A 25,870-nucleotide genomic window follows, 5' to 3' on the forward strand; every position below is an offset into this window, starting at 1 on the left:
TCGTGATGCTACCATGAGTCGCATCAGGATGACTTTGTTAGAATAGTTAACAATGCTTCAGACAGTTGTCAGGCACTTGTCTAAGGATTTGACTAAATTTCAAGCGCAAACTTTGACGTGACGCGTTTTATTGATAAAATTAAACCAACGAACATAATTAATTCGAGATGGAATAGTGGGGTTCAGTAAATGACAGTCTATACAAAAATCACAGCGGCAGGGCAGTATGTGCCAGCCCGCGTGGTCACCAACGATGAATTAGCAGCGATTATGACGACTAATGACGAATGGATTCAAGCGCATACTGGAATCGTCACGCGTCATTTTGCCATGGACCAAGAAAACACTTCGTCGTTGGCAACCGAAGTCGCACAACAACTGTTAACGAAGAGCGGCTTGGCAGCCCGCGAGATTGACTTGATTATTGTGACGACAATTACGCCCGATGCTTTGACACCCGCAACAGCTTGCCTGGTACAGGCTAATATTGGTGCCGATCAGGCGTTTGCCTTTGATATGAGTGCAGCCTGTGCGGGCTTTACTTTTGGTCTGTCGACGGCCGATAAATTTATTCGTAGCGGGCAGTATCAAAATGTGATGGTCATTAGTGCAGAGGTTAATTCAAAAATGATGGACTTTAAAGATCGCACTGCCGCTGTCTTTTTTGGCGATGGCGCGGGTGGTGTCTTACTGCAACCGACCACTGATCCGGCAGAAAATAGTATTTTGGCGGAAAAACTACAGACGCAAGGAAACGCCACCGTTATTCATTCTGGTCGGGTGCGTCCCATCACGACGATTAGTGCAGATAATTATCCACAAACGGATGCGTTTTATCAAGCTGGACGTGAGGTCTTCAAGTTTGCAACGACAGTGGTGCCGCAACAAATGAAGACATTATTGCAAACGGCGCAGTTGGCGCCAACGGACTTACAGTACGTGATTTGTCATCAAGCTAATTTACGGATCATTGAACAGATTGCAGACAACTTAGCGTTACCGATGACTAAATTCCCCCACAATGTGCAAAAGTTTGGCAATACGTCATCGGCCGGCGTGGCAATGGCGTTAGCTGGGGTATTTGACCAGTTAACTGGCCCCGTTTTATTGACGGCCTTTGGTGGTGGTCTGGCCTATGGGTCAATTCTAATCAAGAAATAGGAGCGGTGGATGATGGACTTAAAAGATTTGGATTGCTTAGTTGAAAAATACGATCGTGAAGGTTATCAACAAATTCGGGTGAAAGCTGGCGACTTAGAGATCGAAGTTTCCCGGAATCAGCCTGCTGCCACGCCAACGACGCCAGCAGGTAAAGCTACGGCAACCACTGATGACCAAGTCATTACCAGTCCCATGGTCGGAGTCATGCACCTTTCTTCAGATTTGACCGTGGCACAACCAGTTACCAAGGGTCAGGAATTGGGTCAAATTGAAAGTATGAAGTTATTTAATCCATTGACTTGCCCACATGCTGGGACGTTGACGGCGATTTTGGTTGCAGATGGCGCACCAGTAGAATTCGGGCAACCGTTATTTAAAATGCGAGAGGATCGGTAGAAATGTTTCACAAGCTGCTTATTGCTAACCGGGGCGAAATCGCGATCCGGATTATCAAAGCCTGTCGACAATTGAATATTCAAACGGTCGCCGTGTGTTCAACGGTTGACCGACATGCTTGGTATACCCAATTAGCAGATGAAGTCGTCTGTATCGGTCCGGCTCCCGCAGCTAATTCGTATTTAAATGCTGAAGCTATTTTGATGGCGGCGCTGAATACCCATGCAGATGCCATTCATCCGGGTTATGGCTTTTTGGCTGAAAATGCCAATTTTGCGGCGATGTGTGCAGAATGTGGCATCACCTGGGTCGGTCCCCAAGCAGCGCAGATCAAGCTAATGGGGGATAAATCGTTAGCGAAGGACTATGCTCGTGAACAGCGGGTCCCCGTCTTAGCTGGTGCTTCAATTCAAGGCTTAGCTTGGCCACAGATTAAACAATTAGCAACCAAAATTGGCTTTCCATTAGTCTTGAAAGCGAGCCATGGCGGTGGCGGTAAAGGGATTCGGGTGTTAGCGACTGCCCAAGCCTTGCACCAGCAATTGCGGGCGGCGCGTCAAGAAGCGGCGGCGGCCTTTTTAAATGATGCCATGTATTTGGAACACTTTTTACCCACGGCTCGGCATATTGAAGTCCAAGTCTTAGGCACCGCAGATCAGCTTTATATTTTAGGGGATCGGGATTGTAGTTTGCAGTTACATAAACAAAAAGTCTTGGAAGAAAGCCCGGCCAGCGTTTTAACGCGTTCGCAACGGCAGACCCTCTATCGGTTGTCACATCAATTATTAGCCGATTTAAATTATCAAAGCTTAGGTACGATCGAATATTTATTCGCTGAAGGCCAGTTTTACTTTATGGAAATGAATACGCGTTTACAAGTTGAACATGGGGTGACGGAGTTGACGACAGGTGTTGATATTGTCGTCGCACAGTTGCGCCAAGCGGCTGGGGAAGCTATCGATTATCCAACTACGATTGGGCTAAAACCACGTTGCGTGGCAATTGAAGCACGAATTACGGCGAGTTTGCCAATCAGACAAACGGTGATCAAAACCTTGACTTGGCCAACTGGGGTTCGAATTGATACAGGGTATCGTGCGGGTGATCACTTGGTGACGATGTATGATGGCTTGATTGCAAAATTAATGGTCACCGGACCGACTCGTGCAGCAGCGGTTCAAAAGTTACAAGCCGCGTTGGCAGCAGTCGAAGTCAGCGGTCCTGCGACGAATCTAGCTTTCTTGCAACAGACAGTAGCGCGGCCAGCATATGCGGCGGACACGTATTCAATACACAGTTTAGCGCGTTGGGAGGCTGAAAAATGAGTCATTATCCAGCTGCCGGCATTTGGACCCGTTGTCCAGCTTGTGGTCGGCATGTACACCAATCACAGTGGGGGCCTTGGCGACAATGTCCATACTGTCAAGCTTGGCAACGGTTATCCGCAACAGAACGAGTAGCTCAACTAGCTGATTCAGGAAGTTTTACGGCCCTAAAGTCGTCAGTGCGGTCGCAAGATCAACTCAAATTTCCAAATTATGCGACCAAATTAACCCAAGCTCAAGCTAAAACAGGACTGGATGAGGCCATTATCACTGGCTGGGCCACTTTTGACACTTGGCCAGCGATGCTGATGGTGATGGACTCCCATTTTATGATGGGAACACTCAATACAACCGTCACCCGAAAAATTATCGCGGCCTTGCAACAAGCACGCCAACGCAGGGTACCGGTCGTTATTGTCACGGCGTCAGGTGGCGCTCGGATGCAAGAGGGACTTTACGCTTTAGTCGGCATGAATCTTATTTTAGCGGAACTAGCGCGGTTCGCAGCGGCTAAATTACCACTTGTGACCGTTTTAACTGACCCAACGATGGGTGGCGTTTCGGCGAGTTTTGCCTTCAAAGGAGATGTCATCGTGGCGGAAGCGGGGGCCAAAATCGGTTTTGCCGGCGCCCGTGTCATTCAACAAACGATGCCAACGTCGTTACCTGATGATTTTCAATCGGCACCCAGTTTACGCGCACACGGTCAGTTAGATGCCGTGGTAGTGCGGCCACAATTGCGTGCGTACTTGATCAATGTCTTGGCTAACTATCAACAATCAGGGGGGCCACAACATGGATGAACGTTTACGACGGTTACGGGCGGCGGATCGGCTCAGCGCGCCCACGGTGATCAAAGCACTATTGCCAACGATGGTGGCGCAACATGGTGATCGTGTATTAGGTGACGATGCCGCATTAACTGCGGGGTTTGGTCGTACCGCTCAACAGCAAGGTTTAGCGGTTTTAGGGATTGATCGTGGTCATGATCTCAAGACACGGCGTGAAAAAAATGGTGGGGCCTTGGCGGTGGCCGGTTATCGGACGGCGCAACGAGTGGTGCAGCATGCAGAAAAGTTTGGCTTTCCGGTGGTCAGTTTAATTAATATGCCTGGAGCGGATGCCAGTCCTAAATCGGAACGTTTTGGTCAAAGCCAAGCGATTGCAGACTTGATTGCAACGATGGGACAGCTGACAGTCCCAAACTTAGTGGTCTTTTTAGGTGAAGGCCATAGTGGCGGTGCGCTAGCATTTGCCAACGCTAATGCGATGATTATGTTAGATGACAGTCTGTTTAATGTGGCGTCACCAGAAGCCGTGGCCGCGATTTTGCATGGTCAACAAACGGTTAGTGAAGCAATCGATCTGCTACCAATGACTGCGGCTGATTTACAACGGCGAGGGCTAGTTGATCAAGTCATTGATCATCAGCGACCAGATTTGGTGGCAACACTTTGTCAGCAAATCATTACGACAATCACCACGCTACAGACACAGTCTGCTTCAACTTTGATTGCGCAAAGGGAAGCGAAATTCCAAGCATTTTTAGATCAGTGGCCACAAGCATGACTAAATGGTGGTTATGATCTATAAAATATTATCTAAGTTATATCCTACTAATAACTAATTAATATTAGCGTTGCTAATTAGCGCAAGGCGGGCTGGATGATGCTCAGTGGTGAAATTTTCGGTTGCTGGTGAACTTCCAGCTTAGGAAAAGCCCGGCTTGTGAGACCGTTCTTTGGCTCACAACCGTGGCCACCACGTTCCAGCATCAGTCCAGACCAACCGGAGCGGCAAGTTAAACATACACATTATAAAATGCGTCAAAAAAAGCGATACCCAGAATTAAATGGGTATCGCTTTTTGAGGATCAGCTAGAGCCTAATAACCCTGCTGAGTCGTCGTGTTATCTTGTGTGGTTGTATCATAAGTCTGAGAACTATCCGTGGTAGTGCCATCAGTAGTGGTGCCATCAGTGGTCGTTGCCGATGACGATGACGAACTAGCACTACTGCTACCAGTAGTAATTGACGCGGTCGTTTCAAAATAGGATAGCGTCAAATTAGCGGTTGAGAGTTGCAGATCTTGGCGAATATGCTTCGAAGTCTTGTAGCGTTCTGATGCCGATGCGACTTGGTAGGAAAGCCCGTCAATAGTTGCATCCGTTCCTTGCAACGTGTAGGCTTTCGCGTGATGCGAAGCGTTTTTATACTTCGTATCTAGCGCAACCATATCGCTCCAAGTCAAATCAGTTCGCATATTCGTTGAAAGCTTTTTCGTGATTTTTTCAATATTTGCGATGGAACCTAGTGAGTTAGATTGACTAACCATCGCCATGATAATCTGGCGTTGGCGTTTTTGCCGACCATAGTCACCTAACGGATCATCATAGCGCATCCGTGAGTAATCTAATGCCGCTGCGCCGCTCAGCTTGATTTTAACGCCTTTTTTAACGTTGGCATTGCCATACTTGAAAGTCATCGTGGGTGTAATCGTCACGCCGCCCATAGCACTAATGATCTGTTTCAGACCACCCATGTTAATCAGTACATAGAAATCGATTGGAAACTTAAGTAACTTTTGTACTGACTTGACGGCACCACTAGCACCACCTATGGTATAAGCAGCGTTAATCTTTTGCGATTGACCATCAATGGTGACTAAGGTATCACGAGGGATACTCGTTAAGGTCATCTTTTCTTTTTTCGGGTTGATTGTTGCGACGATCATCGTATCGGTTCGAGCAGAAAAAGTCTTGCCTCGCCCTAAAGCGCCCGTATCGGTTCCTAACAGCAGAATGGAGAACGGCTTACCTTTCTTTAAAACGGCATCCACGTTACGGAGCTTGGAGGTGCCAGTTGCTTGATAAGTCGTATTCATCGTGTTTTTAGCGGCATTCCAGGTTTTAATCCCCCAGATGGCTGCGCCAGAGCCCAAAGCTACCACGATCAGCAGTAGAATCAGCAGCCATGGCCGGCGCTTATGTGGTCGTAGATGGGGGTTCCGATGCTCACGCTGTCGGTACCGAGTTTGCCGTGGCCCCAGTGGTTCATTATTATTTTCTGACATATTAGTTCCTCATTATCTCGTATTTTCACTAGTCTCATTCTATGCCGAAACCCAAGTTTACGTGCTTTACTGTGGCTGATTTAAGAAGATTTTAACAATCGGTCGCTGGACCAGTGACTCAAATCAACCAGAACGCAATTATAGAATACTATAAGTAAAATTGTGACCAGAGTCAAACGTTTGCAAAATTGAACCAACTACAAGAGCTGAAAAAACAGTGGTATACTTGAAGAATTCTCATGAGATTATTATTTTTAGGAGGGTAAGCACTTATGGCTATCTTTTTACATAGTATTCAAGGGGTCGTTATCATTATTGTAATGATTGCTTTGGGCTATTTATTAGCATCCTGGGGGTGGTTTAGTGAAGATTCCACTAAACTTGTGGCCCGATTAGTCACACAGATCGCCTTGCCGGCCTACATGATTGCGACAATCACCAAAGATTTCACGGCCCAGAAATTATTATCAACGTTACCCGGACTGCGATTTCCAGTATTAAATATGGCTATTTTGTTTGGGCTATCATTCGGCGTGATGCGGGCGCTTAATATTAAAAAGTCACACCGTGGGCTATTTTCGTCGATGTTTCTGAACTCTAACACGGTTTTTATCGGGTTGCCGGTGAATGAAGCGCTATTTGGGAATAGCGCTTTGCCTTACGTTTTGGTTTATTACATGGCGAATACCACGATATTTTGGACATTAGGGGTCTATTTGATTCAGCGTGATGGGGTCGGTACGGCCAAATTTGATTTAAAGCAAACGCTATCGAAGATTTTTTCACCGCCATTATTGGGCTTTATTATTGGGGTGATCTTGGTGTTATGCCATATTCAATTGCCCAATTTTTTGATGCAAGATTTCACTTATATCGGTGGCTTGACCGTACCATTGTCGATGATTTTCATTGGGATCTCCATGGCTAACGCTGGTTTGAGTAGCATGCGATTTGATAAGGATAGTATTGGAATTTTACTGGGACGCTTCATTTTTGCCCCAGTCTTGATGACTTTGATGCTGATTCCAATGTCCATGCCAGTAGAAATGAAACAAGTTTTCATTTTGCAATCTGCGATGCCAGTCATGACCAACGCGCCAGTTGTTGCTAAATTGTATGGCGCGGATGCCGACTATGCGGCGGTTATGGTGACTGAGACCACCCTGTTGAGTTTGATCGTAATTCCAGTTTTGATGATGATTGTCCAGTCAAATTTCATTCGTTAGTTTGAAAGCTTACTGAAAATGGTGCTATACTAGATGTCATTAACGATTAAATTTTTATTAAGAGGGAAGCGAACGTTTCGTGAAGAAAGCATATCTTTACATTGCAATTTCGACGTTGATGTTTAGCTCAATGGAAATTGCCCTAAAGATGGCAGGTAGCGCATTTAATCCGATTCAATTAAACTTGATTCGGTTCTTTATTGGGGCAGTAGTTTTGTTACCATTTGCCTTGAGTGCGTTAAAGCAAACTGGTCGAAAATTGGTTGGAGCCGATTGGCGGTTATTCGCCCTCACCGGGTTGGTCTGTGTCATTGTTAGTATGTCACTCTATCAACTTGCGATTACGGTGGATCAAGCGTCGACGGTCGCGGTGTTATTTAGCTGCAATCCAGTCTTTGCACTGCTCTTCTCATACTTGATTCTCCATGAACGCTTGGGTCGTTCAAATCTGATTTCAGTCGTGATTTCGGTGATTGGGTTGCTGATCATCGTTAATCCGGCGCATTTGACGAATGGCTTGGGATTAGTGTTAGCTATCGGTTCAGCCATTACTTTTGGCTTGTATAGTATTGTTTCACGGTACGGTTCCGTTAAACGGGGCTTAAATGGGTTGACAATGACTTGTTTCACCTTTTTTGCCGGGGCTTTCGAATTATTGGTTTTGGCATTAATCACTAAGATTCCGGCAGTTGCGAGCGGCTTACGGGCAATTGGCTTGCGTCAGTTTGCAGCTATTCCGGTTTTAACGAACGTTAATATGTCTTATTTCTGGCTATTATTCTTTATCGGTGTCTGTGTCACCGGGGGTGGCTTCGCTTTTTACTTCCTGGCTATGGAACAGACCGATGTTTCAACGGCATCGTTGGTTTTCTTCATCAAACCAGGGCTAGCACCAATTCTAGCCGCGATGATTTTACATGAACAGATTCTGCCAACGACGATTGTCGGAATTGTTGTGATTCTAATTGGTTCTGTGGTGACCTTTGTTGGGAATCGATTCAAGGAACGCGACAGTGCGATGGGCAAAGCTGTGAAGCAGGCGGCTGACCAGTCGACAGCGCAACAGCCGTTGGCGACACATTCAGCGCCAATCTCTGAACAAGAGGATTAAAGTTGAAATGAGCAAGGTTTGAGTGAAAGCACTCAAGCCTTTTTATGTGGGGTCAACTTGCGTTTATCCCGTAGAATCGATTATGATAGAGTCATTCAAGGCGACAGGTGGAGAGAAATTTATGACAGAATTGGTTATTGTCCGACATGGTGAAAGCACGGCCAATCGTGATAACACGTATACGGGTTGGAGTGATGTACCGTTGACAGCGGTGGGAATTCAGCAAGCGCATCATGCTGGCAAACGGTTACGTGAAGCCGGCTTACAATTTGGCGCGGTGCATACGTCAGTTTTAAAGCGGGCCATCGTCACGGCAAATATTATTTTAGATGAAATTGATCAATCATGGCTCCCAGAATCTAAAAGTTGGCGTTTGAATGAACGCCATTATGGCGCGTTACGCGGCCAAAATAAAGATGAGACTCGCCGGCTATACGGGAAGGCTCAAGTGCAGCAATGGCGACGGAGCTTTTACACCGTGCCACCGTTGCTGGCGCCTGCCGAATTGAGTAATGATCGTCGTTATACAAAGTATGGTCCTGCCGTGGAGCCACGGGGAGAAAGTTTAAAAATGGCCTATGATCGGATCATGCCTTACTGGATTGATACGATTGCGCCACGATTACTTGATGGGCAAAATCAACTCATCGTTGCGCACGGGAGTACGTTGCGGGCACTGATTAAATATTTAGAGCAGATCAGTGACACCGGCATTGACGGGGTTGAAGTCGCTAACGGGGTGCCAATTCAATATCATTTGGATGACCAATTACGAGTAATCGGTAAAGACGAATTGTAGTGGCTGATTTTTTAAGACCATTCCGACATTTATTTATGTTGCAACCTAATTAAAAAAACAATAAAAAAATCCGGGCTTGATAAAATTAATTATCAAACTCGGATTTTAAATTATCTTGAAATACTTAGGCTAAAGCACCCATTGGATCCCAAGGGGCTAAAACAGTTGGTTCTTCTGATTGCGCAGCTTTGAGGCCATCAGACAAGAATTGCTTGTTGACGACGACTTGGTAGCAATATTCGTCCATCCAGGCATCACTCATTACGAAGAAGCCTTTTTCGCCGACTTTGTCACCCCAGCTGTTTTCGACCTTCCATTTAGTAGGTTGGCCGTTAACAAGGTCAACACCAGTGATGACCATGGCATGAGTCATCAAGCTTTGACCATAATCTAGGCGCTCAGCTTTAGACATGGCTAGGTCAACATCGAATAATTCATCGGTACCATAAACATCGGTTGCCATCACACCTTTTTGCCGGTCAGAAGACTTGCCGACATCACAACCGAACCAAACCGATTGGCCAGCTTGGAGTTGTTTGATGGCAAGTTGTTTGAAGTCAGCCATTGAAACGTTCAAATGTTTGACTTCACGCCCACCTAAAACATTACCCAACATTTCGATGGTGTAAGTATGGTTGTATGGCTTGTCATCAGTTGGGGCGTTGATGATTGAAACGTAGTCATCTAGGTTCCAGCCGATATACTTTTTGAAGAAGCTTTGTGGTGTTAAGCCTTGATCGATATGATAATTTTTATCGTCATCGCGGTATTCCCAGTCAAATTGTGTGACTGGTTCACCAAAAGCGTAAGAAAGCATCCGGTAAACTTCGTTCAACATTTTTTCTTTACGGTCTTGAATTTGGTCGTCGGTTGCTTTAGAGGCAACTAATTCTCGTAATTCAACCGCGTCTTTGCGTAACTTTAAGTTAAGCGTACTGTTGATTTCAGCCGACTTGGAACTGTTATAAGTTTCAGGCATCACGCTCTTAGGCACGATCCCGTATTTTTGAATAATGGCAACGAGCATATCCCATTGACCGCCATCTTGTTGTGGTGTGGTCATTAACCAAGCAACTTTACGGCTGCTGGTAGGTTGATCCGCCGTTGCGAGGACATTTTCGTAAAAGTAGTTGGCTTTTTCGAATTTATCCCAGAAGAAGGTGTAGTTTTGTGACAATTCAAAATTCTTTAATTTGAAACGATCAGCGAGTGAATGCCGCATGGTGTTTAAAGCGGCAAACATCCAACAACGACCACTTTGTTTTTGATTGGCCACGCTACCAGTGTCTAAATCAATGGAGAACACTGGGGTGGTTTGACTCATGGCTTGAATATCTTGGCTGCTAGCTAAGATCCCATTTTTGGTGACGGCGCGTTCGATGACTTTAGCCTCTGCGCGTTGATCTAAATCAGCTTGGAAATTAGCGATTTGATCCATACTAATTGCTTTACTCAAAAAATCACACTCCTTTAATCTTATTTTAATTGTATCGGTAAAATGGCTTTCCGGCAAGTCTGCAATTTAAGGGCGAGCTTCGATAACTTCGGGACCGTTTTCATGACCGACAATAACCGTGTTGACCATATCTAAAAAGAGACCATGTTCAACCACGCCAACCATATGAATCAAATCTTCGGCGAGAGCGTGTGGGTCAGTAATCGGATCGAGATGTAAGTCAATGAGATAATTATTAGAATCGGTGCGGACAAAGTCACCATCAACTTTGCGGAAAACAGGATGATAACCTTTAGCGGCCATTTTTTCAAAAATATGTTGACTACCATAAGGAATGACTTCGACAGGTAGTCCGAAGGCGCCAAGTTGGTTGACCATTTTACTCTCATCAACGATCCACATGACTTTGTCGGAATTGATTGCAACAATTTTTTCGAAAAGTAAAGCGGCACCGCCACCTTTGACGCCTTGGTAGTCGGCTGAAATTTCGTCGGCACCGTCAATGGTCAGATCTAAATGATCGACTTCGTCCACGGACTTCATGGGAATCCCTAAACTTTTGGCCTGAGCCGCAGTCCGGGCGGAAGTTGAGACGCCAACGATTTGTAAGTGTTCTTTTTTAACCCGTTCACCGAGTGCATCGACCATAAATTTAACAGTTGAGCCGGTTCCGAGGCCAACTTTCATGCCATCTTGGATATATTCAACGGCTTTTTGGCCGACAAGTTTTTTCAATTGATCTTGAGTCATTTTTGCTGTGCTCCTTAATTTTAATTGGCTAAAACATCTGCAACTTCGGGGTGACGATCAAAGAATGCCTTAGCGTAAGTACAAAGCGGTTTGATTTGTTTGTGTTCCGTTCGGGCCGCGTCAATAACGGCGGTGACGAGTTGGCCGGCGATCCCTTGATGACCAAAATCGTCACGGACAAAAGTGTGTTCAATGACCCAAACTTGACCATTGTTGATTGCTGGAAAGGTTACTTCACCAGCTAATTTACCATCAGAATCGTTGAAGAAAAAACGATTCGGTTCACGTGTGAATTCCATTGCTGTCACCACCTTGTAAAGGGTTTTATATCTCAAGGTAATTAAACCGATAAATGCCTGATTTGTCAACGATATCTCCAGCTGAAGTATGGTAAAATATTAACATTATCAGCTGTGTCGTTGAAACCTCAGGGACGGCTGGCTGATAACTTAAAATAAGATCACTTGATGACGCAACGAAACGCTAGCAACGGATGACTTGCTGAGCGTTTTCTTTAAAGAAAGTAGGAAATAATAAATGGCACGTGGATTTAAGATTGTCAGTAAGTATGCCCAAGCTGGATTAACCATCCCCTATCGGACGACCAAGCAAGCTGCCGGTTATGATTTTGAAGCGGCGGCTGATTTTACACTTCCTTCAATTTGGAAGTTGAATTTCATCAAAGTTCTTTGGCAATTACGGCATGGCGAAACGTCTTCAGCGACTGACTTAGACGCGGCGGCTAAGACGCTTAAACCATTTTTAGTGCCAACGGGTATCAAGGCTTTCATGAATGAAAATGAATATTTATTAATTGCAAACCGGTCCAGCAATCCACTCAAACGGGGCTTGATTTTGCCAAACGGGATTGGCGTGATCGACGCCGATTATTATGACAATCCGAACAATGAAGGTGAAATCTTCATTCAATTGATTAATATGGGCATTCGTGACGTTCAGATCAAAAAAGGTGAACGGATTGGGCAAGGTATCTTTACATCATATTTAACGGCCTCGGCTGAGGACGAAATTAAGACCACGCGCTCTGGTGGCTTTGGGTCAAGTGGTAAATAGCTAAAAAAAGGTTAAACCAAGGTAATTTGGCGGCTTTTATTGCCATTAATGGTAGAATAAAAGTTGTATGACTTGAACCATTGGCTAAGTAGTCGGATTGGAGGAAATGATTAGTGGCAAAAGTTAAAACGCAATTTGTTTGTTCCAATTGTGGTTACGCGACCCCACGGTATTTAGGACGTTGTCCAAACTGTGGCGAATGGAATACCTTAGCTGAAGAACGGTTTGACACAACGCCTGATCGTAAATCACGGGTGAGCTTTACGGGTAAAAAGGCTAAACCACAACGGTTAAAGGAAGTTTCATTAACCAAGACGCCGCGGGTGAAAACCAAATTACAGGAATTCAACCGCGTGCTCGGTGGTGGTGTGGTCCCCGGATCACTAGTGTTAATCGGTGGTGACCCCGGAATTGGTAAGTCGACCTTGCTATTGCAAGTTTCCGGCCAACTCGCAGAAACGGGCGGTTCGGTGCTATATGTGACCGGTGAAGAAAGTGCTGCCCAAGTTAAGATGCGGGCCGAACGGTTAAAGGTTGAAAGTGAAGACTTCTACTTATATCCTGAAACGGATATGACCAACATCCGGGCGACTATCGAAGCCACTAAGCCGCAATACGTGATCATCGACTCGGTCCAAACGATGCAGGAACCCGATGTCCAGTCGGCGATTGGGTCCGTTTCTCAGATTCGAGAAATCACCGCCGAACTCTTGCAGATCTCAAAAACCAACGGCATCACGATCTTTATTGTGGGCCATGTCACTAAAGGTGGCGCCATTGCGGGGCCTAAAATCTTGGAACATATGGTTGATACCGTCTTATACTTTGAAGGGGATCTACACCATACGTATCGAATTTTACGAGCGGTTAAAAACCGTTTTGGGTCAACCAATGAATTAGGCATTTTTGAGATGCGGACAGAAGGACTGGTCGAGGTTGCTAATCCGTCCGAAATCTTCTTAGAAGAACGACTAAAGGATGCGACCGGTTCCGCAATCGTCGTGTCGATGGAAGGGACACGGCCAATTTTGGTTGAAGTTCAGGCCTTAGTGACGCCGACGGTCTTTGGCAACGCTAAGCGAACGGCTAGTGGCCTGGATCATAACCGGGTTTCATTGATCATGGCAGTTTTAGAAAAGCGGGCCAGTTTGATGCTCCAAAACCAAGATGCTTATTTGAAGGCGGCGGGTGGCGTTAAGCTCGACGAACCGGCCATTGATCTGGCCATTGCGGTCAGTGTGGCCTCCAGCTATCGTGATCAACAAACGCGCCCTAGTGATTGTTTCGTGGGTGAAGTTGGCTTGACCGGCGAAATTCGGCGGGTGAACCGTATCGAACAACGGGTCGGTGAAGCCGCTAAGCTTGGATTTAAACGCATTTTTATCCCTAAAAATAATCTGCAAGGCTGGGATATTCCAAAGGGGATTGATGTGATTGGAGTCGCAACTTTAAAGGAAGCCCTTCAATTAGCACTACAACAACCAAATTAATTAAAAAGGGGCTGACGCCATGAAGAAATTAACGGTGCGACTCGTGTTCATTGTCGTTGGTGGGACGTTGGGATTAACTTACCTGCCATTCTTATGGAACGCGATTTGGACGCAACCGAATCCGTTGTTAAATAATATTTTGACCAACTTTTTGTTGGGGGCACTCGTTTTATGGGTTCTATCGCTATTCTTAGCGAACGCGGCGATGCGGTTAGTTGACCGGGTCGAGAAGAATCTTTCAAAACAAAATCCGATGACCTTATTATTCGGGAGTGTCGGGTTCATTATTGGGTTACTGATCGCGGTTCTGATTTCGCAATTATTCAATCGCAGTCCATTATTCTTATTGAACACGGTCGTCCCGATTATCTTGATGCTGTTTTTCGGTTACATTGGTGCCCGTGTTGGGACCACACGTATCGACGAATGGCGGAAAGTCTTTAACTTCCGGCGACGAGATAAAGAAACCTCGCCAGAAATTACGGATGCACAGCCAGATCAAAACTATCATCATTATAAAATCTTGGATACCAATATTTTAATTGATGGTCGTATCTATGATCTGGTCAAGACTGGTTTTCTGGAAGGCACGTTATTAGTCCCAAACTTTGTGTTGTATGAATTACAATACATTGCCGATTCTGCAGACAGTATTAAACGTGTTCGAGGCCGACGTGGCTTGGATATTTTGAATAAGTTGCAGAGTGAAAATATTATTCCAATTGAAATGTATAAAGGTGATTTCGAAGACATTCCGGAAGTCGATACCAAGTTGATCCAATTAGCTAAAAAGGTCAACGGGGTCATTGTGACGAACGACTATAATTTGAATAAAGTCATCGAATTTCAAAATGTGCAAGTGCTCAATATTAACCAGTTGGCTAAATCACTCAAACCACGCGTCATTCCTGGTGAAGAGATGAATGTGATGGTCGTGAAAAACGGGAGTGAGCGACAACAAGGGGTCGGTTATTTGGACGATGGGACGATGGTCGTCATTGAAGATGGAAAATTCTACATCAATGAAAAAGTCGACGTCGTAGTTACCAGTGCACTACAAACCGATGCTGGCCGAATGATTTTTGCCCGTTTAGCGCATGCTAATCGAGGAATTTCGGATAAACCAGAGCACGAGAGTCAGAATAATAATCACCACAATAATAATCGTCGGAATAAATAGACTGAATCCGAGTGAGTCCTTTATTTTTAGCGATAAACATTGTAAACTAAACTAGCAAGAGTGTGAGGTCAAGCAACTTGCCGGTGGGGATCGCCGGATGCTTTTTTTGCATTGGGCGGTCCCGCGTGGTAACTGGCATCGGCAGCTTGACCGAACATGTTTCGACCATTTAGAAGTCGAATAATGAAAATCAAACTGATCGTATTTAAGTGACTGAATCGTTTGATAAAAAAATGAAAGAGGCGTTAATCACATTGGCAAAGAGCAAGATTCGTGTGCGTTACGCACCAAGTCCAACTGGCCATTTACACATTGGTAATGCCCGGACAGCGTTATTTAATTATTTATTTGCCCGGCATAATAAAGGGAAGTTCATCTTACGGATTGAAGACACCGATTTAAAGCGGAATGTTGCTGACGGTGAAAAGAGTCAGATGGACAACTTGGCCTGGTTAGGAATTGATTGGGATGAAGGTCCAGATAAGGGCGGCGATTTCGGTCCTTATCGGCAATCAGAACGTAAATCAATTTATGATCCATTGATTCAACAATTAGTTGATGAGGGCAAAGCCTATGAATCATACATGACCGAAGATGAATTGACGGCTCAGCGTGATGCCCAAAAAGCTAACAAAGAAATGCCACATTACGTCTACGAATTTACTGGCATGAGTGAAGACGAAAAGCAGGCTAAAATTGCGGCGGCTAAAGCTGCTGGAATTACCCCAGTGATTCGTTTCCACGTCCCAGAGGGTCAAACCTATGCTTGGGATGATATGGTTAAAGGCAACGTTTCCTTCGAATCCAAGACAGTTGGTGGCGACTTTGTCATCAAAAAACGTGACGGTATGCCAACGTACAACTTTGCGGTTGTCGTTGATGATCATATGATGCAAATCAGCCACGTTTTCCGTGGTGATGATCATGTTGCCAATACACCTAAACAATTGATGATTTATGAAGCTTTTGGTTGGACTCCACCAAAGTTTGGTCACATGAGCTTAATTATCAATACCGAAACGGGTAAGAAATTAAGTAAACGTGATGAAACGGTGCTCCAATTCATCGAACAATATCGTGACTTGGGCTACTTACCAGAAGCGATGCTCAACTTCATCGTGTTGCTCGGCTGGTCACCAGTTGGCGAAAATGAATTGTTTACAAAGCGTGAATTCATCAAGATGTATGATGAAAAACGTTTGAGCAAATCACCAGCGTCATTTGATGGCAAGAAGCTCGAATGGGTCAACAACCAATACATCAAGAAGGCTGACGAAAATGAAGTCTTTGCGATGTCGATTCGGCAATTGATCAAGGCAGGTCGTTTACCTAAGCGTCCAACCCAGGCTCAAATCGAATGGACTCGGACTTTAGTGTCACTTTACAAGAATCAAATGAGTTACACGGGTCAAATTGTTGAATTAGCTGACTTATTCTTTAATGGTCCGGCTGAAATCAATGATGAAGCCAAGGCTGAATTAGCAGTTGAAACGGCGCCAACGGTCTTAAAAGAATTCCGTCAACGAATTGAAAATGTCGATGTTTTTGAAGCAACTGAAATTCAAAAGACGATCAAGTCAATTCAAAAAGATACTAAGATCAAAGGCCGTCAATTGTACATGCCAATTCGGATTGCCGTTTCCCACGAAATGCACGGTCCAGAATTGCCAGAAACGATTGAATTGTTAGGTCGTGAAACCACGATGGCACATCTAGATGCGATGATCGCGGAATTAGCTAAATAACTGATAATAAGAGTAAGCTGGGGCAGAGTCTACAGGAAGCGACGGGGTGCTGAGACGTCGTGATGAAACCAGTTGAAGTGCAATTATCATGCTTGTCATTCGGGTGGCCGTTATCCCAGTAATGAGGCCGGTCAACGGTGAAGCAAGAGTGGAAGCACGCGGGAGCGTCTTTTGTATTGGGGGAGGAATCCTTTGATATGAAAGTCGCTTTTTTGATAGAGCTGTGCGAAAATAGTAATCTTTAGTTCAAGGGTAGAGATTGGCTTATAGTGGCCATGTTTTAAATGATTGATTCATTAGCTGTCTCCGTTGATCAGCACGTTCGCTTTCAAGCAAAAATCACGTTTTAAAAATCGATCAGACGCTATCCTAGAGTAAGATCATTTAACTAAAGGTTTCGATGATACGGCGAATATACCGGTCCATTCCGACGTTGAATAGTGCTTTTTAATCAAAGCATTGATAACTTTAGTGTCAAAAAAACGATTGATATTAAGTTTGCTGATTAGCGTAGGACGGGCTGGATGATGCTCAGTGGTGAAATTTCTCTTTGCTGGTGAATTTTCCAGCTTAGAGAAAGCCCGGCTTGTGAGACCGTCCCTTGGCTCACAAACGTGGCCACCACGTTCCAGCATCAGTCCAGACCAACCGGAGCGGCAAGCTAAGTTTGTATACTGTAATATAGTCGTCATGATGTACTAACAATTTGGTCGTTAGATTGAAATTTGAGAGGAGCTGGAAAGATGCTACAAGTCTTTAATACGTTAACGCGAACCAAAGAACCCTTTAAACCACTAACACCTGGTGAAGTGAAAATGTATGTCTGTGGTCCAACGGTGTATAACTATATTCATATAGGAAATGCCCGTTCTGCCATTGCTTTCGATACCATTCGTCGATATTTTGAATATCGTGGGTTTAAAGTGGATTATGTGTCTAACTTTACCGATGTGGATGATAAGATGATCAAACGCGCTAAAGAAGACCAGACGACGGTGCCAGCGATTGCGGACCGCTTTATCAAAGCTTTTACGGCGGATACCGCAGCAGTTAATATTGAACCGGCGACCGCCCATCCTCGTGCTTCCGAGAATATTCCAGAAATCATCGACTTTATCAAAGTTTTAATTGAGAAAGGCTATGCTTACGAATCTGATGGCGATGTCTATTACCATACGCGTAAGTTTAAGGCTTATGGTCAATTGTCAGACCAACGCATCGACGATCTGGAGGTTGGTGCCAGTCAACATACGGCGGATGAAGAAACGAATCGTAAGGAAGATCCGATTGACTTTGCTTTATGGAAAGCTGCGAAGCCAGCCGAAATCTCATGGCCGTCACCATGGGGCGCTGGTCGACCTGGCTGGCATATTGAATGTTCGGTAATGTCGACGAAGTATCTCGGGGACACTTTTGATATTCATGGTGGGGGTCAAGATCTAGAATTCCCACATCATGAAAATGAAATTGCCCAAAGCGAAGCCAAGACTGGCAAAAAGTTTGCGAACTATTGGTTGCACAATGGTTTTGTGACGGTCGGCGATGATAATGAAAAAATGAGTAAGTCTTTAGGTAACTTTGTGACGGTTCATGATATTATTAAACAAATCGATCCGCAAATTTTGCGATTCTTTATGGCTACGACGCAATATCGGCGACCAATTCAATACAGTCAAAAGAATCTGGATGAAGCTGCTAATAATTTGAGCAAACTGCAAAACGCTTATCGTAACCTGACTTATCGGTTAAAAGATGCTGGAGCTGGTGAAGACGCTGAGGTGCAAGCACAGTTAGCAACATTGACGGCTCATTTTGTGACCGCGATGGACGATGATTTTAACGTGCAAAATGGGATTGCGGCAGTTTACGAATTGGCTAAATTGGCAAATGTCTATGCAGGTCAAACGACCGTTCAAACCACGACTTTGCAAGCACTCCAGACTGCTTTAACTGAATTGACCAGTATTTTTGGTATCAAATTGGCTGTGAGTGAACCTACTTTGGCGGATGCCGATATTCAGGCGTTGATTGATGAACGTGAAGCGGCTCGCCAACATAAAGATTTTGCAAAAGCGGATCAGATTCGCGATGAGTTAAAGGCCCAGGGGATTATTTTAGAAGATACACCTCAAGGGGTCCGTTTCAGAAAGGATTAATATGACAGTTGATTACCAACAATTAAATGGCATTGCACTCGCTTATTTAGGCGATGCGGTGTATGAACCATTTATTCGCCAACATATGATTGAACTTGGGTATACCAAGCCCACGAAGTTACACCATCATGCGACTCACTATGTTTCTGCTAAGGCGCAAGCTGCTTTGATTGCGCGGATGCAAGACACAGATATTTTAACGCCGACTGAGGTCGATGTTTTCAAGCATGGTCGCAATGCAAAGAGCCATACTTCAGCTAAACATACTGATGTGGTGACCTATCGGATTTCGACGGGCTTTGAGGCCGTTTTTGGCTATTTACAATTAACGAAACAGACCGCTCGAATTGCTGAGCTGGCTAAATGGTGTATGACAGAAGTAGATGAAGGGAGGGTTTCAAGTGTCAAATGATGAACAGCAACAAACTAACCAAGAACCAGCCGATTTTGTGATTGGTCGTCATCCGGCGATGGCTGCAATCAAGAGTGAACAACAAATTAATAAGGTGTTTATTCAAAGTGGCCTTCAAGCGGATGTCTTAAATGATATTGCTAAAATTGCGAAGAAACGCAACTTAATCGTTCAGTACGTGCCCAAGCAGAAGTTGGACCGTTTAACTGACAATGCGAACCATCAAGGGGTTGCCGTGGGGGTCGCAGCGTTTGAATATGCCACGATTGAGGACTTATTTGCCGTCGCTAAAGCTAAAAATGAACCACCATTCTTCTTGATCCTTGATAATATCGAAGATCCTCACAATTTGGGGTCCATTATGCGGACTGCGGATGCTGCTGGTGCGCATGGGATTATTATTCCTAAACGCCGCGCGGTTGGGTTAACGAGTACCGTAGCCAAAACGTCAACTGGTGCGATTGAGCATGTGAAGGTTGCGCGGGTCACAAACATGGTTCAAACGGTCAAACAGTTACAAGAACAAGGCCTCTGGATCTTTGGAACGGATATGAACGGGACAGACTACCGGCGTTGGGACGCTACTGGCGCGGTTGGCTTGATCATTGGTAACGAAGGCAAAGGGATTTCCCCACTGCTGAAAAAGAGTGTTGATGAGATGCTGACGATTCCGATGATTGGTCATGTTCAGAGTTTGAATGCGAGTGTCGCGGCCAGCTTATTGATCTATCAAGGATATACGTCGCGTCATCCACTTGGAAATTAATTATGAAACAACAATTATTAATTGTGGATGCATATAATATGATTGGTAATTGGCCGGAACTCAATCATTTGAAACAAACCGATCGGCTGCCAGAAGCCCGTGATGAGCTGTTAAACGTTCTGACCGAATATAAAAAAATTAGTGGCTTAAACATCACCGTTGTTTTTGATGCGATGTATGTGCCGGGCAACTCTAAAAGTTATCGGCAAGCAGATTTAGAAATTGTTTGGACGAGTAAAGACCAAACTGCGGATAGTTATATTGAAAAGCTGGCGGCGGATAAACAGTCGCGTATCTTACAGGTGACGGTTGCAACGAGTGACCAAGCCGAGCAATGGGTGATTTTCTCAGAGGGGGCTTTGCGGATTCCAGCCTTGGAATTACGTAAGCGAGTCCGCGAAGATCTGAAGGAAGTCCGGCATACGGCGTTGCGCAGTCAGGATCTTGGTTCTGTGCGCAAATCGCCTTGGGATGACCATCAATTATCAGCCCTGGAGCAGTATCGGCTGCAGCTTGAACGTGAGCATACGAAACGGCATCATTAGAATGGTAATGTCATTAATAGTGCTAATTCGACAATTAAATTAAACTTTAAAGATCAATTAATCATTCGATTAGTTTTGGCTGTCAAATCAGAATGCTTGTTCGCTTGTATCAGTCTCAGACCGTCTGTATATTAAGCTTTACAGATGCACGGGGTGGGTTTCTGAAAACAAGAAAATGGGGCCTAAAACTTTGGATGAACAGCAATTGATCGGGTTAGCTAAATCGGGCGATACAGATGCCTTATTGCGACTGACTAAACAATATGTTCCCGTAGCGAATAAGCTACAGCGCCAATATTTCATCCGGAGTTACGATGACGATGATTGGGGTCAAGAAGCCTTAATTATGATGCACCGCGCAACACAGCAATATGATCACCGGCAAGCTTGCAGTTTTGGGGCTTTTTATCGGTTGTTATTAAATAATCGCGTGATTGATCTAATCCGACGGGCACAAGCCCAGAAGCGGCGCCCAGATCAAGAAATCTTATCGTTAGATTATGAAGCCGCAATGATCTTAGAAGAGTTAGTGGGTCCTGAACAGCTGGCAATAGATATTCTCTGTATTCATGAGGTGATTAGGCGTTTTGTCACGGAATGCTCTAAGTTTGAGAATCAAGTTTTTGAAGCTTTACTGCATGGTTTAACCCCACAGGGGATTGCAGCTAAGCTGAAGTTAGAGTTAGCACCGGTTATTAATGCGATCGATCGTTGTCGGCGTAAATTGCGGGCACTATTGTTGGATTAAGGGCTATCTTGTTTGATGAAGCTTAAATTGACAATCGATTCGGTCCATGATAATGTTATAGCTGATAATTATGGAGGTAGACTCGATGGCACATAAAAAAATTGCGTTGGCTTGTACTGTGTGTGGTTCTCGAAACTATACAATTGACGCCAATCCTAATCGAACTCGCCGCTTAGAAGTTAAGAAATTTTGTAAATTTTGTGGTAAACACACACTTCATCGTGAAACGCGGTAGGGGGATTAATGATGCGATTATTTAGATTCTTTGGTTCAGTCGGACATGAAATGAAAAAAGTGACTTGGCCAACTTGGCGTGAAAATCGGCGTGATTCTTGGACCGTTATTTCAACCTCTTTGTTCTTCGTAGCCTTTTTCGCCGTATTTGATTGGATTATCCAATTGTTATTAAAACTATTGATGGCTTGGCATTAATGGTCATTTAGCGAAAAATTTGTTATAATACAGTTATTGGAGAAAAAACTTCGTTACGACGAGGTTTTTTTATTTTACCTAAAAGACATTCTTAAAGGAGTTTAATCATGGTCGAATCTGTTGAAAAAAAGTGGTACGTTTTACACACTTATGCTGGTTATGAAAACAAAGTTAGTTCAAACTTGGAATCTCGGGCCCAATCAATGGGTATGGAAGATAATATTTTTCGGGTCGTTGTGCCTGAAGAAGAATCCCATGAAGTCAAAAATGGGAAAGACAAAGTTGAAATGAAAAAAGTTTTCCCTGGCTACGTATTAGTTGAAATGGTGATGACCGACCAAGCTTGGTATATTGTTCGAAATACGCCTGGTGTGACTGGGTTCTTAGGCTCTCATGGACAAGGGAGTAAGCCAACGCCACTATTACCTGAAGAAGCGGAAAACATTCTGCATCAATTAGGAATGAGTGCGCGTCATACTGAATTAAACGTTGAAGTTGGCGAACAAGTCACGATTATCGACGGCGCTTTCTCTGGTCTTTCAGGTGAAATTACCGAAATTGATAATGAAAAAATGAAATTAAAGGTCAATATCAATATGTTTGGTCGTGAAACGAGTACCGAATTAGACTTTGACCAAGTTGATCAAATTCAATAATTTTAAGTAAGCTGGTGGGGAACTGTGGCACAACTGGTGTTGATCATTATCGGGGTCATCATTATTGGTATCTTAGGCCGAATTGGGTTTAAATTTAGTCAATATGGTCAACCCAAACATTTATCCCCGTCATCGCAGCCACAGACCGCGGATGATAGTGCAGTTACCTTGTTCATTCCGGGCTATGCGGGGAATCGATTTTCATTTGGTGGCATGCTACAACGGTTCGTCCGTAGCGGCGTAGCCAACAAGTCACTGGTCATCATGATTGATCGACATAATCAGCCACATGTGACGGGGCATCTAGATGCGTATCGGCCAATGGTTCAGCTCGTTTTTGCCACGCCACGCGTTGCTGTCAGACAGCAAGCTGCGGGCGTTTTGGCGGTTGTGAAGTATCTATTGGCGCATGAGCATGTCCAAACAATCAATCTGGTGGCACATTCAATGGGTGGCGTGGTCTTGTTTCAATATTTGACCACTGCCGCACAACTGGTCAATTTACCAGAGGTACGCAAAGTTGTGACGATTGGCGCACCATTCAATGATAGTGAAGTCGGCCAGAATACTTATCCCATCGAAAATCATCCGTTGACGACTAGTGGCCCCACCCAAACGACACCGGTTTACAATTATTTCTTGCGCACGCTCCAACGGTTACCGAATACAATTTCGTATTTGAATATTGCGGGCAATATTGGTGATGAGGTGCAAAGTGATGGTGTCGTCGCGTTGAACAGTGCGTTGTCATTAAAGTTTTTATTGCGGCCGGTTGTTGATCGATATCACGAATTTGTGGTGCATGGAAAAAATGCGCGCCATTCGCGATTACATGAAAACTATGAAGTTGATCGTCAAATCGTACAATTTTTATATCCAGAACCGACAAAAACGGTTGTGGATAAAAAATAGATGTGGTAGAATATCGTTTGTGCGTCACGTATGCACGTTCACGTGGGAGGAGCAAAAACTCAGCTCCATTTACCACATCACGGACTAAGGAGGAATGTCTCGTGGCTAAAAAAGTAGCTAACGTTGTTAAATTACAAATTCCTGCGGGCAAAGCAACACCTGCTCCGCCAGTTGGCCCAGCATTAGGTCAAGCAGGTATCAATATTATGGGTTTCACAAAGGATTTCAATGCTCGTACCGCTGATCAAGCTGGTATGATCATTCCTGTTGTGATCACGGTTTATGAGGATCGTTCATTCGACTTCATTACCAAGACCCCACCTGCTGCCGTTCTTTTAAAGAAAGCTGCTGGTGTTGAACATGGTTCCGGCGAACCTAACACGAACAAAGTTGCTACGGTAACTTCAGCTCAAGTTAAGGAAATCGCTGAAACTAAAATGCAAGATCTAAACGCAGCTGATGTTGAAGCAGCTATGCGCATGATCGAAGGTACTGCTCGGAGTATGGGATTCACCGTCGAAGGCTAATTCAGTACTGAGAGTATGTCGGACACTTCATCAAAATGGATGTGTCAAGTGGGAGGAAATCTCCGTTTGAACCACATTTGCAAGGAGGAAAACACTTAGATGGCAAAGAAAAGTAAACAATACCAAGAAGCCGCTAAGCTAGTTGATCGTGACAAAGCTTACGATGTAACTGAAGCGGTAGACTTGGTCAAAAAGATGGATTTCGCAAAGTTTGACGCAACTGTTGAAGTTGCTTTCAAATTAAACGTTGATACAAAGCAAGCTGACCAACAACTTCGTGGTGCAGTTGTCTTACCAAATGGTACCGGTAAAGAACAAACCGTTATCGTATTTGCTAAAGGCGATAAAGCTAAGGAAGCTGAAGAAGCTGGTGCTGACGTTGTCGGTGAAGCCGACTTAGTTGCCCGGATTCAAGATGGCTGGTTAGACTTTGACGTTGCAATCGCAACCCCAGATATGATGGCCCAAGTTGGTCGTTTAGGGCGGGTCCTTGGACCTAAGGGCTTAATGCCTAACCCTAAGACTGGGACGGTTACAATGGACGTTGCTAAAGCGGTTAACGATTCAAAAGCCGGGAAGGTTACTTACCGGACCGACCGTGATGGTAACGTGCATGTTCCTGTTGGCAAGGTATCATTTGATACTGACAAGCTTGTTGGTAACTTCAAGACCATTGAAGAAACCATCACTAAAGCTCGTCCAGCCTCAGTACGTGGGACTTTCGTCCAAAACTTGGTCGTTACCTCAACCTTTACACCAGCTGTACGGGTTGACTTAGCCTCATTTTAAAGATTAGCTTTTGAAAACAATTGACCCCGTAGGTGATCTGTGATAGATTACTAGAGGTTAAGTAATATCTCTACCTAAGACTCAGGCGGCCAATATGGCCTTAATCTACCTGCCGAGGACATTGTTTTTTCTCTATGTCTTGGTGGACATAGGGATTTTTTTATAAATCCCTGAACAAAAATTCCGGGAGGTGAATCATTTGAGTAAAGAAACTGTTGCTGTAAAAGCACAAAAAGTTGAAGAAGTCACTGAACAACTGAACAAATCTGTATCTGCCATTGTGGTTGATTACCGTGGTTTGACGGTTGAACAAGTCACCGACTTACGTAAGCAATTACGTGATGCTGGTGTTAAGATGGAAGTCATCAAAAACAAGATCATGGTCCGTGCCGCTGAAAAAGCTGGTTACGCTGACATGAATGATGTTTTTGCTGGCCCAACTGCTGTTGCCTTCTCTGAAGAAGACCCAGTGGCTCCAGCTAAGATTTTAGCTAACTTCGCAAAAACTGCCGATGCCCTACAATTAAAGGGTGGGATGGTTGAAGGTAAAGTTGCAACTCTTGAAGAAATCCAAGAATACGCTACGATGCCATCACGTGAAGAATTATTGGCTACGATTGCTAACTTGTTACAAGCACCTGTTCGTAACGTGGCATACGCTGTTAAGGCGATTGCTGAAAAGGGCGACGAAGACGCAGCCTAGGCTGTTGGTGTTAAAAAACTAAAAATAGTTCACATAAATGGAGGAACACAAAATGGCTTTTGATAAAGATAGTATTATTGCTTCATTAAAAGAAGCATCAATTTCAGATTTAAACGACTTAGTTAAGGCTATCGAAGACGAATTCGATGTCTCAGCTTCAGCACCAGTTGCTGTTGCTGGCGCTGCTGGTGGCGATGCTGCTGCAGCTAAGGATTCATACGATGTTGAATTAACTGAATCAGGCGACCAAAAGGTTAAGGCTATCAAGGCCGTTCGTGATATCACTGGTCTTGGCTTGAAAGACGCTAAGGGTCTTGTTGACAACGTACCTTCAGTTGTTAAGGAAGGCGTTTCAGAAGACGAAGCTAACGACATCAAGGCTAAACTTGAAGAAGTTGGTGGCGTAGTTACCCTTAAGTAGTCGAATACTTAAAATAAC

Annotated in this window: 29 protein-coding genes and 1 other annotated feature; of the genes, 25 read left to right on the top strand and 4 right to left on the bottom strand. The window is 44.5% G+C overall.

The annotated features are described in order from the left end of the window. Positions 1-189: 189 nt before the first annotated feature. Genes RA086_RS02395 through accA form a run of 5 tightly spaced genes read left to right on the top strand, consistent with a single transcriptional unit; the run spans position 190 to position 4,451 of the window. Positions 190-1,161 (top strand): beta-ketoacyl-ACP synthase III, encoded by a 972-nt coding sequence (locus tag RA086_RS02395; protein WP_308702324.1) that lies wholly within the window; start codon positions 190-192, stop codon positions 1,159-1,161. 9 nt (positions 1,162-1,170) lie between these two features. Beyond that, on the top strand, positions 1,171-1,557 hold the full coding sequence (locus RA086_RS02400; protein ID WP_308702325.1) for an acetyl-CoA carboxylase biotin carboxyl carrier protein: 387 nt from the start codon (positions 1,171-1,173) through the stop codon (positions 1,555-1,557). A 2-nt stretch (positions 1,558-1,559) separates the two neighbouring features. After that, positions 1,560-2,882 carry an acetyl-CoA carboxylase biotin carboxylase subunit gene (locus tag RA086_RS02405; protein ID WP_308702326.1) on the top strand — a complete coding sequence of 441 codons (1,323 nt, stop codon included), beginning with the start codon at positions 1,560-1,562 and terminating at the stop codon, positions 2,880-2,882. Further along, the gene (locus tag RA086_RS02410) at positions 2,879-3,685 is read left to right on the top strand and encodes an acetyl-CoA carboxylase carboxyltransferase subunit beta (RefSeq protein WP_308702327.1); all 807 of its coding nucleotides are present in this window, start codon (positions 2,879-2,881) and stop codon (positions 3,683-3,685) included. The genes RA086_RS02405 and RA086_RS02410 overlap by 4 nt, the downstream gene beginning before the upstream one ends. Further along, a complete protein-coding gene (gene accA / locus RA086_RS02415) occupies positions 3,678-4,451 on the top strand; it encodes a carboxyltransferase subunit alpha (RefSeq protein WP_308702328.1) in 774 nt (257 codons plus the stop codon). Before RA086_RS02410 ends, accA begins: the two co-directional genes overlap by 8 nt. A 315-nt stretch (positions 4,452-4,766) precedes the next feature. Here accA and RA086_RS02420 read toward each other — a convergent pair whose 3' ends face one another. Beyond that, positions 4,767-5,954: an LCP family protein gene (locus RA086_RS02420; protein ID WP_308702329.1), complete on the bottom strand. Its 1,188-nt coding sequence runs from the start codon at positions 5,952-5,954 to the stop codon at positions 4,767-4,769. A 272-nt stretch (positions 5,955-6,226) separates the two neighbouring features. On the opposite strand from RA086_RS02420, the gene RA086_RS02425 reads away from it, so the two are divergent. The 3 genes from RA086_RS02425 to RA086_RS02435 all read left to right on the top strand — a co-directional run bounded on the left by RA086_RS02425 (position 6,227) and on the right by RA086_RS02435 (position 9,090). Further along, positions 6,227-7,180 (top strand): AEC family transporter, encoded by a 954-nt coding sequence (locus RA086_RS02425; protein WP_308702330.1) that lies wholly within the window; start codon positions 6,227-6,229, stop codon positions 7,178-7,180. Positions 7,181-7,259: 79 nt separating this feature from the next. Then, a complete protein-coding gene (locus tag RA086_RS02430; protein WP_308702331.1) occupies positions 7,260-8,291 on the top strand; it encodes a DMT family transporter in 1,032 nt (343 codons plus the stop codon). Between the two features lie 121 nt (positions 8,292-8,412). Then, on the top strand, positions 8,413-9,090 hold the full coding sequence (locus RA086_RS02435; protein ID WP_308702332.1) for a 2,3-bisphosphoglycerate-dependent phosphoglycerate mutase: 678 nt from the start codon (positions 8,413-8,415) through the stop codon (positions 9,088-9,090). Positions 9,091-9,214: 124 nt separating this feature from the next. Here RA086_RS02435 and RA086_RS02440 read toward each other — a convergent pair whose 3' ends face one another. The 3 genes from RA086_RS02440 to RA086_RS02450 form a co-directional block, all read right to left on the bottom strand. Further along, complete coding sequence (locus tag RA086_RS02440; protein ID WP_308702333.1) at positions 9,215-10,546, bottom strand: C1 family peptidase; 1,332 nt, start codon at positions 10,544-10,546, stop codon at positions 9,215-9,217. 66 nt (positions 10,547-10,612) lie between these two features. Then, complete coding sequence (gene rpiA, locus RA086_RS02445) at positions 10,613-11,296, bottom strand: ribose-5-phosphate isomerase RpiA (RefSeq protein WP_308702334.1); 684 nt, start codon at positions 11,294-11,296, stop codon at positions 10,613-10,615. A 20-nt stretch (positions 11,297-11,316) separates the two neighbouring features. Next, the gene (locus RA086_RS02450) at positions 11,317-11,595 is read right to left on the bottom strand and encodes a GNAT family N-acetyltransferase (protein ID WP_308702335.1); all 279 of its coding nucleotides are present in this window, start codon (positions 11,593-11,595) and stop codon (positions 11,317-11,319) included. Between the two features lie 238 nt (positions 11,596-11,833). On the opposite strand from RA086_RS02450, the gene RA086_RS02455 reads away from it, so the two are divergent. From RA086_RS02455 to rplL, 17 genes are all read left to right on the top strand, one after another. Beyond that, positions 11,834-12,370 (top strand): dCTP deaminase/dUTPase family protein, encoded by a 537-nt coding sequence (locus RA086_RS02455; protein ID WP_308702336.1) that lies wholly within the window; start codon positions 11,834-11,836, stop codon positions 12,368-12,370. Between the two features lie 113 nt (positions 12,371-12,483). Then, positions 12,484-13,860, top strand: coding sequence for a DNA repair protein RadA (radA, locus tag RA086_RS02460; RefSeq protein WP_308702337.1), 1,377 nt, complete (start codon positions 12,484-12,486; stop codon positions 13,858-13,860). Positions 13,861-13,879: 19 nt separating this feature from the next. Further along, a complete protein-coding gene (locus tag RA086_RS02465) occupies positions 13,880-15,040 on the top strand; it encodes a PIN/TRAM domain-containing protein (protein ID WP_308702338.1) in 1,161 nt (386 codons plus the stop codon). A gap of 254 nt (positions 15,041-15,294) precedes the next feature. Further along, complete coding sequence (gene gltX / locus RA086_RS02470) at positions 15,295-16,785, top strand: glutamate--tRNA ligase (protein ID WP_308702339.1); 1,491 nt, start codon at positions 15,295-15,297, stop codon at positions 16,783-16,785. A 743-nt stretch (positions 16,786-17,528) separates the two neighbouring features. Beyond that, the gene (gene cysS, locus RA086_RS02475) at positions 17,529-18,941 is read left to right on the top strand and encodes a cysteine--tRNA ligase (RefSeq protein WP_308702340.1); all 1,413 of its coding nucleotides are present in this window, start codon (positions 17,529-17,531) and stop codon (positions 18,939-18,941) included. Between the two features lies 1 nt (position 18,942). Beyond that, entirely contained in the window at positions 18,943-19,353 is a 411-nt protein-coding gene (locus tag RA086_RS02480) for a Mini-ribonuclease 3 (RefSeq protein WP_308702341.1), read from the top strand. Beyond that, positions 19,325-20,119: a 23S rRNA (guanosine(2251)-2'-O)-methyltransferase RlmB gene (gene rlmB / locus RA086_RS02485; RefSeq protein WP_308702342.1), complete on the top strand. Its 795-nt coding sequence runs from the start codon at positions 19,325-19,327 to the stop codon at positions 20,117-20,119. The genes RA086_RS02480 and rlmB overlap by 29 nt, the downstream gene beginning before the upstream one ends. 2 nt (positions 20,120-20,121) lie before the next feature. Further along, the gene (locus RA086_RS02490) at positions 20,122-20,664 is read left to right on the top strand and encodes an NYN domain-containing protein (protein WP_308702343.1); all 543 of its coding nucleotides are present in this window, start codon (positions 20,122-20,124) and stop codon (positions 20,662-20,664) included. Positions 20,665-20,854: 190 nt separating this feature from the next. Beyond that, positions 20,855-21,412: a sigma-70 family RNA polymerase sigma factor gene (locus RA086_RS02495; RefSeq protein ID WP_308702344.1), complete on the top strand. Its 558-nt coding sequence runs from the start codon at positions 20,855-20,857 to the stop codon at positions 21,410-21,412. A gap of 85 nt (positions 21,413-21,497) precedes the next feature. After that, positions 21,498-21,647, top strand: a complete 150-nt coding sequence (rpmG, locus tag RA086_RS02500) for a 50S ribosomal protein L33 (RefSeq protein WP_308702345.1) — start codon at positions 21,498-21,500, stop codon at positions 21,645-21,647. Between the two features lie 11 nt (positions 21,648-21,658). Beyond that, positions 21,659-21,844 carry a preprotein translocase subunit SecE gene (secE, locus tag RA086_RS02505; protein ID WP_308702346.1) on the top strand — a complete coding sequence of 62 codons (186 nt, stop codon included), beginning with the start codon at positions 21,659-21,661 and terminating at the stop codon, positions 21,842-21,844. Between the two features lie 107 nt (positions 21,845-21,951). Then, complete coding sequence (gene nusG, locus RA086_RS02510) at positions 21,952-22,500, top strand: transcription termination/antitermination protein NusG (RefSeq protein ID WP_308702347.1); 549 nt, start codon at positions 21,952-21,954, stop codon at positions 22,498-22,500. Between the two features lie 24 nt (positions 22,501-22,524). Then, on the top strand, positions 22,525-23,412 hold the full coding sequence (locus RA086_RS02515; RefSeq protein WP_308702348.1) for an alpha/beta hydrolase: 888 nt from the start codon (positions 22,525-22,527) through the stop codon (positions 23,410-23,412). 101 nt (positions 23,413-23,513) lie between these two features. Continuing rightward, positions 23,514-23,939, top strand: a complete 426-nt coding sequence (rplK, locus tag RA086_RS02520; RefSeq protein WP_137606316.1) for a 50S ribosomal protein L11 — start codon at positions 23,514-23,516, stop codon at positions 23,937-23,939. 99 nt (positions 23,940-24,038) lie between these two features. Then, positions 24,039-24,728, top strand: a complete 690-nt coding sequence (gene rplA, locus RA086_RS02525) for a 50S ribosomal protein L1 (RefSeq protein ID WP_137615855.1) — start codon at positions 24,039-24,041, stop codon at positions 24,726-24,728. Between the two features lie 55 nt (positions 24,729-24,783). Then, positions 24,784-24,898: a sequence feature (ribosomal protein L10 leader region), on the top strand. 29 nt (positions 24,899-24,927) lie between these two features. Then, on the top strand, positions 24,928-25,431 hold the full coding sequence (rplJ, locus tag RA086_RS02530; RefSeq protein ID WP_308702349.1) for a 50S ribosomal protein L10: 504 nt from the start codon (positions 24,928-24,930) through the stop codon (positions 25,429-25,431). Between the two features lie 52 nt (positions 25,432-25,483). Next, entirely contained in the window at positions 25,484-25,852 is a 369-nt protein-coding gene (gene rplL, locus RA086_RS02535) for a 50S ribosomal protein L7/L12 (RefSeq protein ID WP_308702350.1), read from the top strand. The last annotated feature ends 18 nt before the right edge of the window (positions 25,853-25,870 follow it).

The organism is Lactiplantibacillus brownii (assembly GCF_031085375.1).
Classification (GTDB): Bacteria; Bacillota; Bacilli; order Lactobacillales; family Lactobacillaceae; genus Lactiplantibacillus; species Lactiplantibacillus brownii.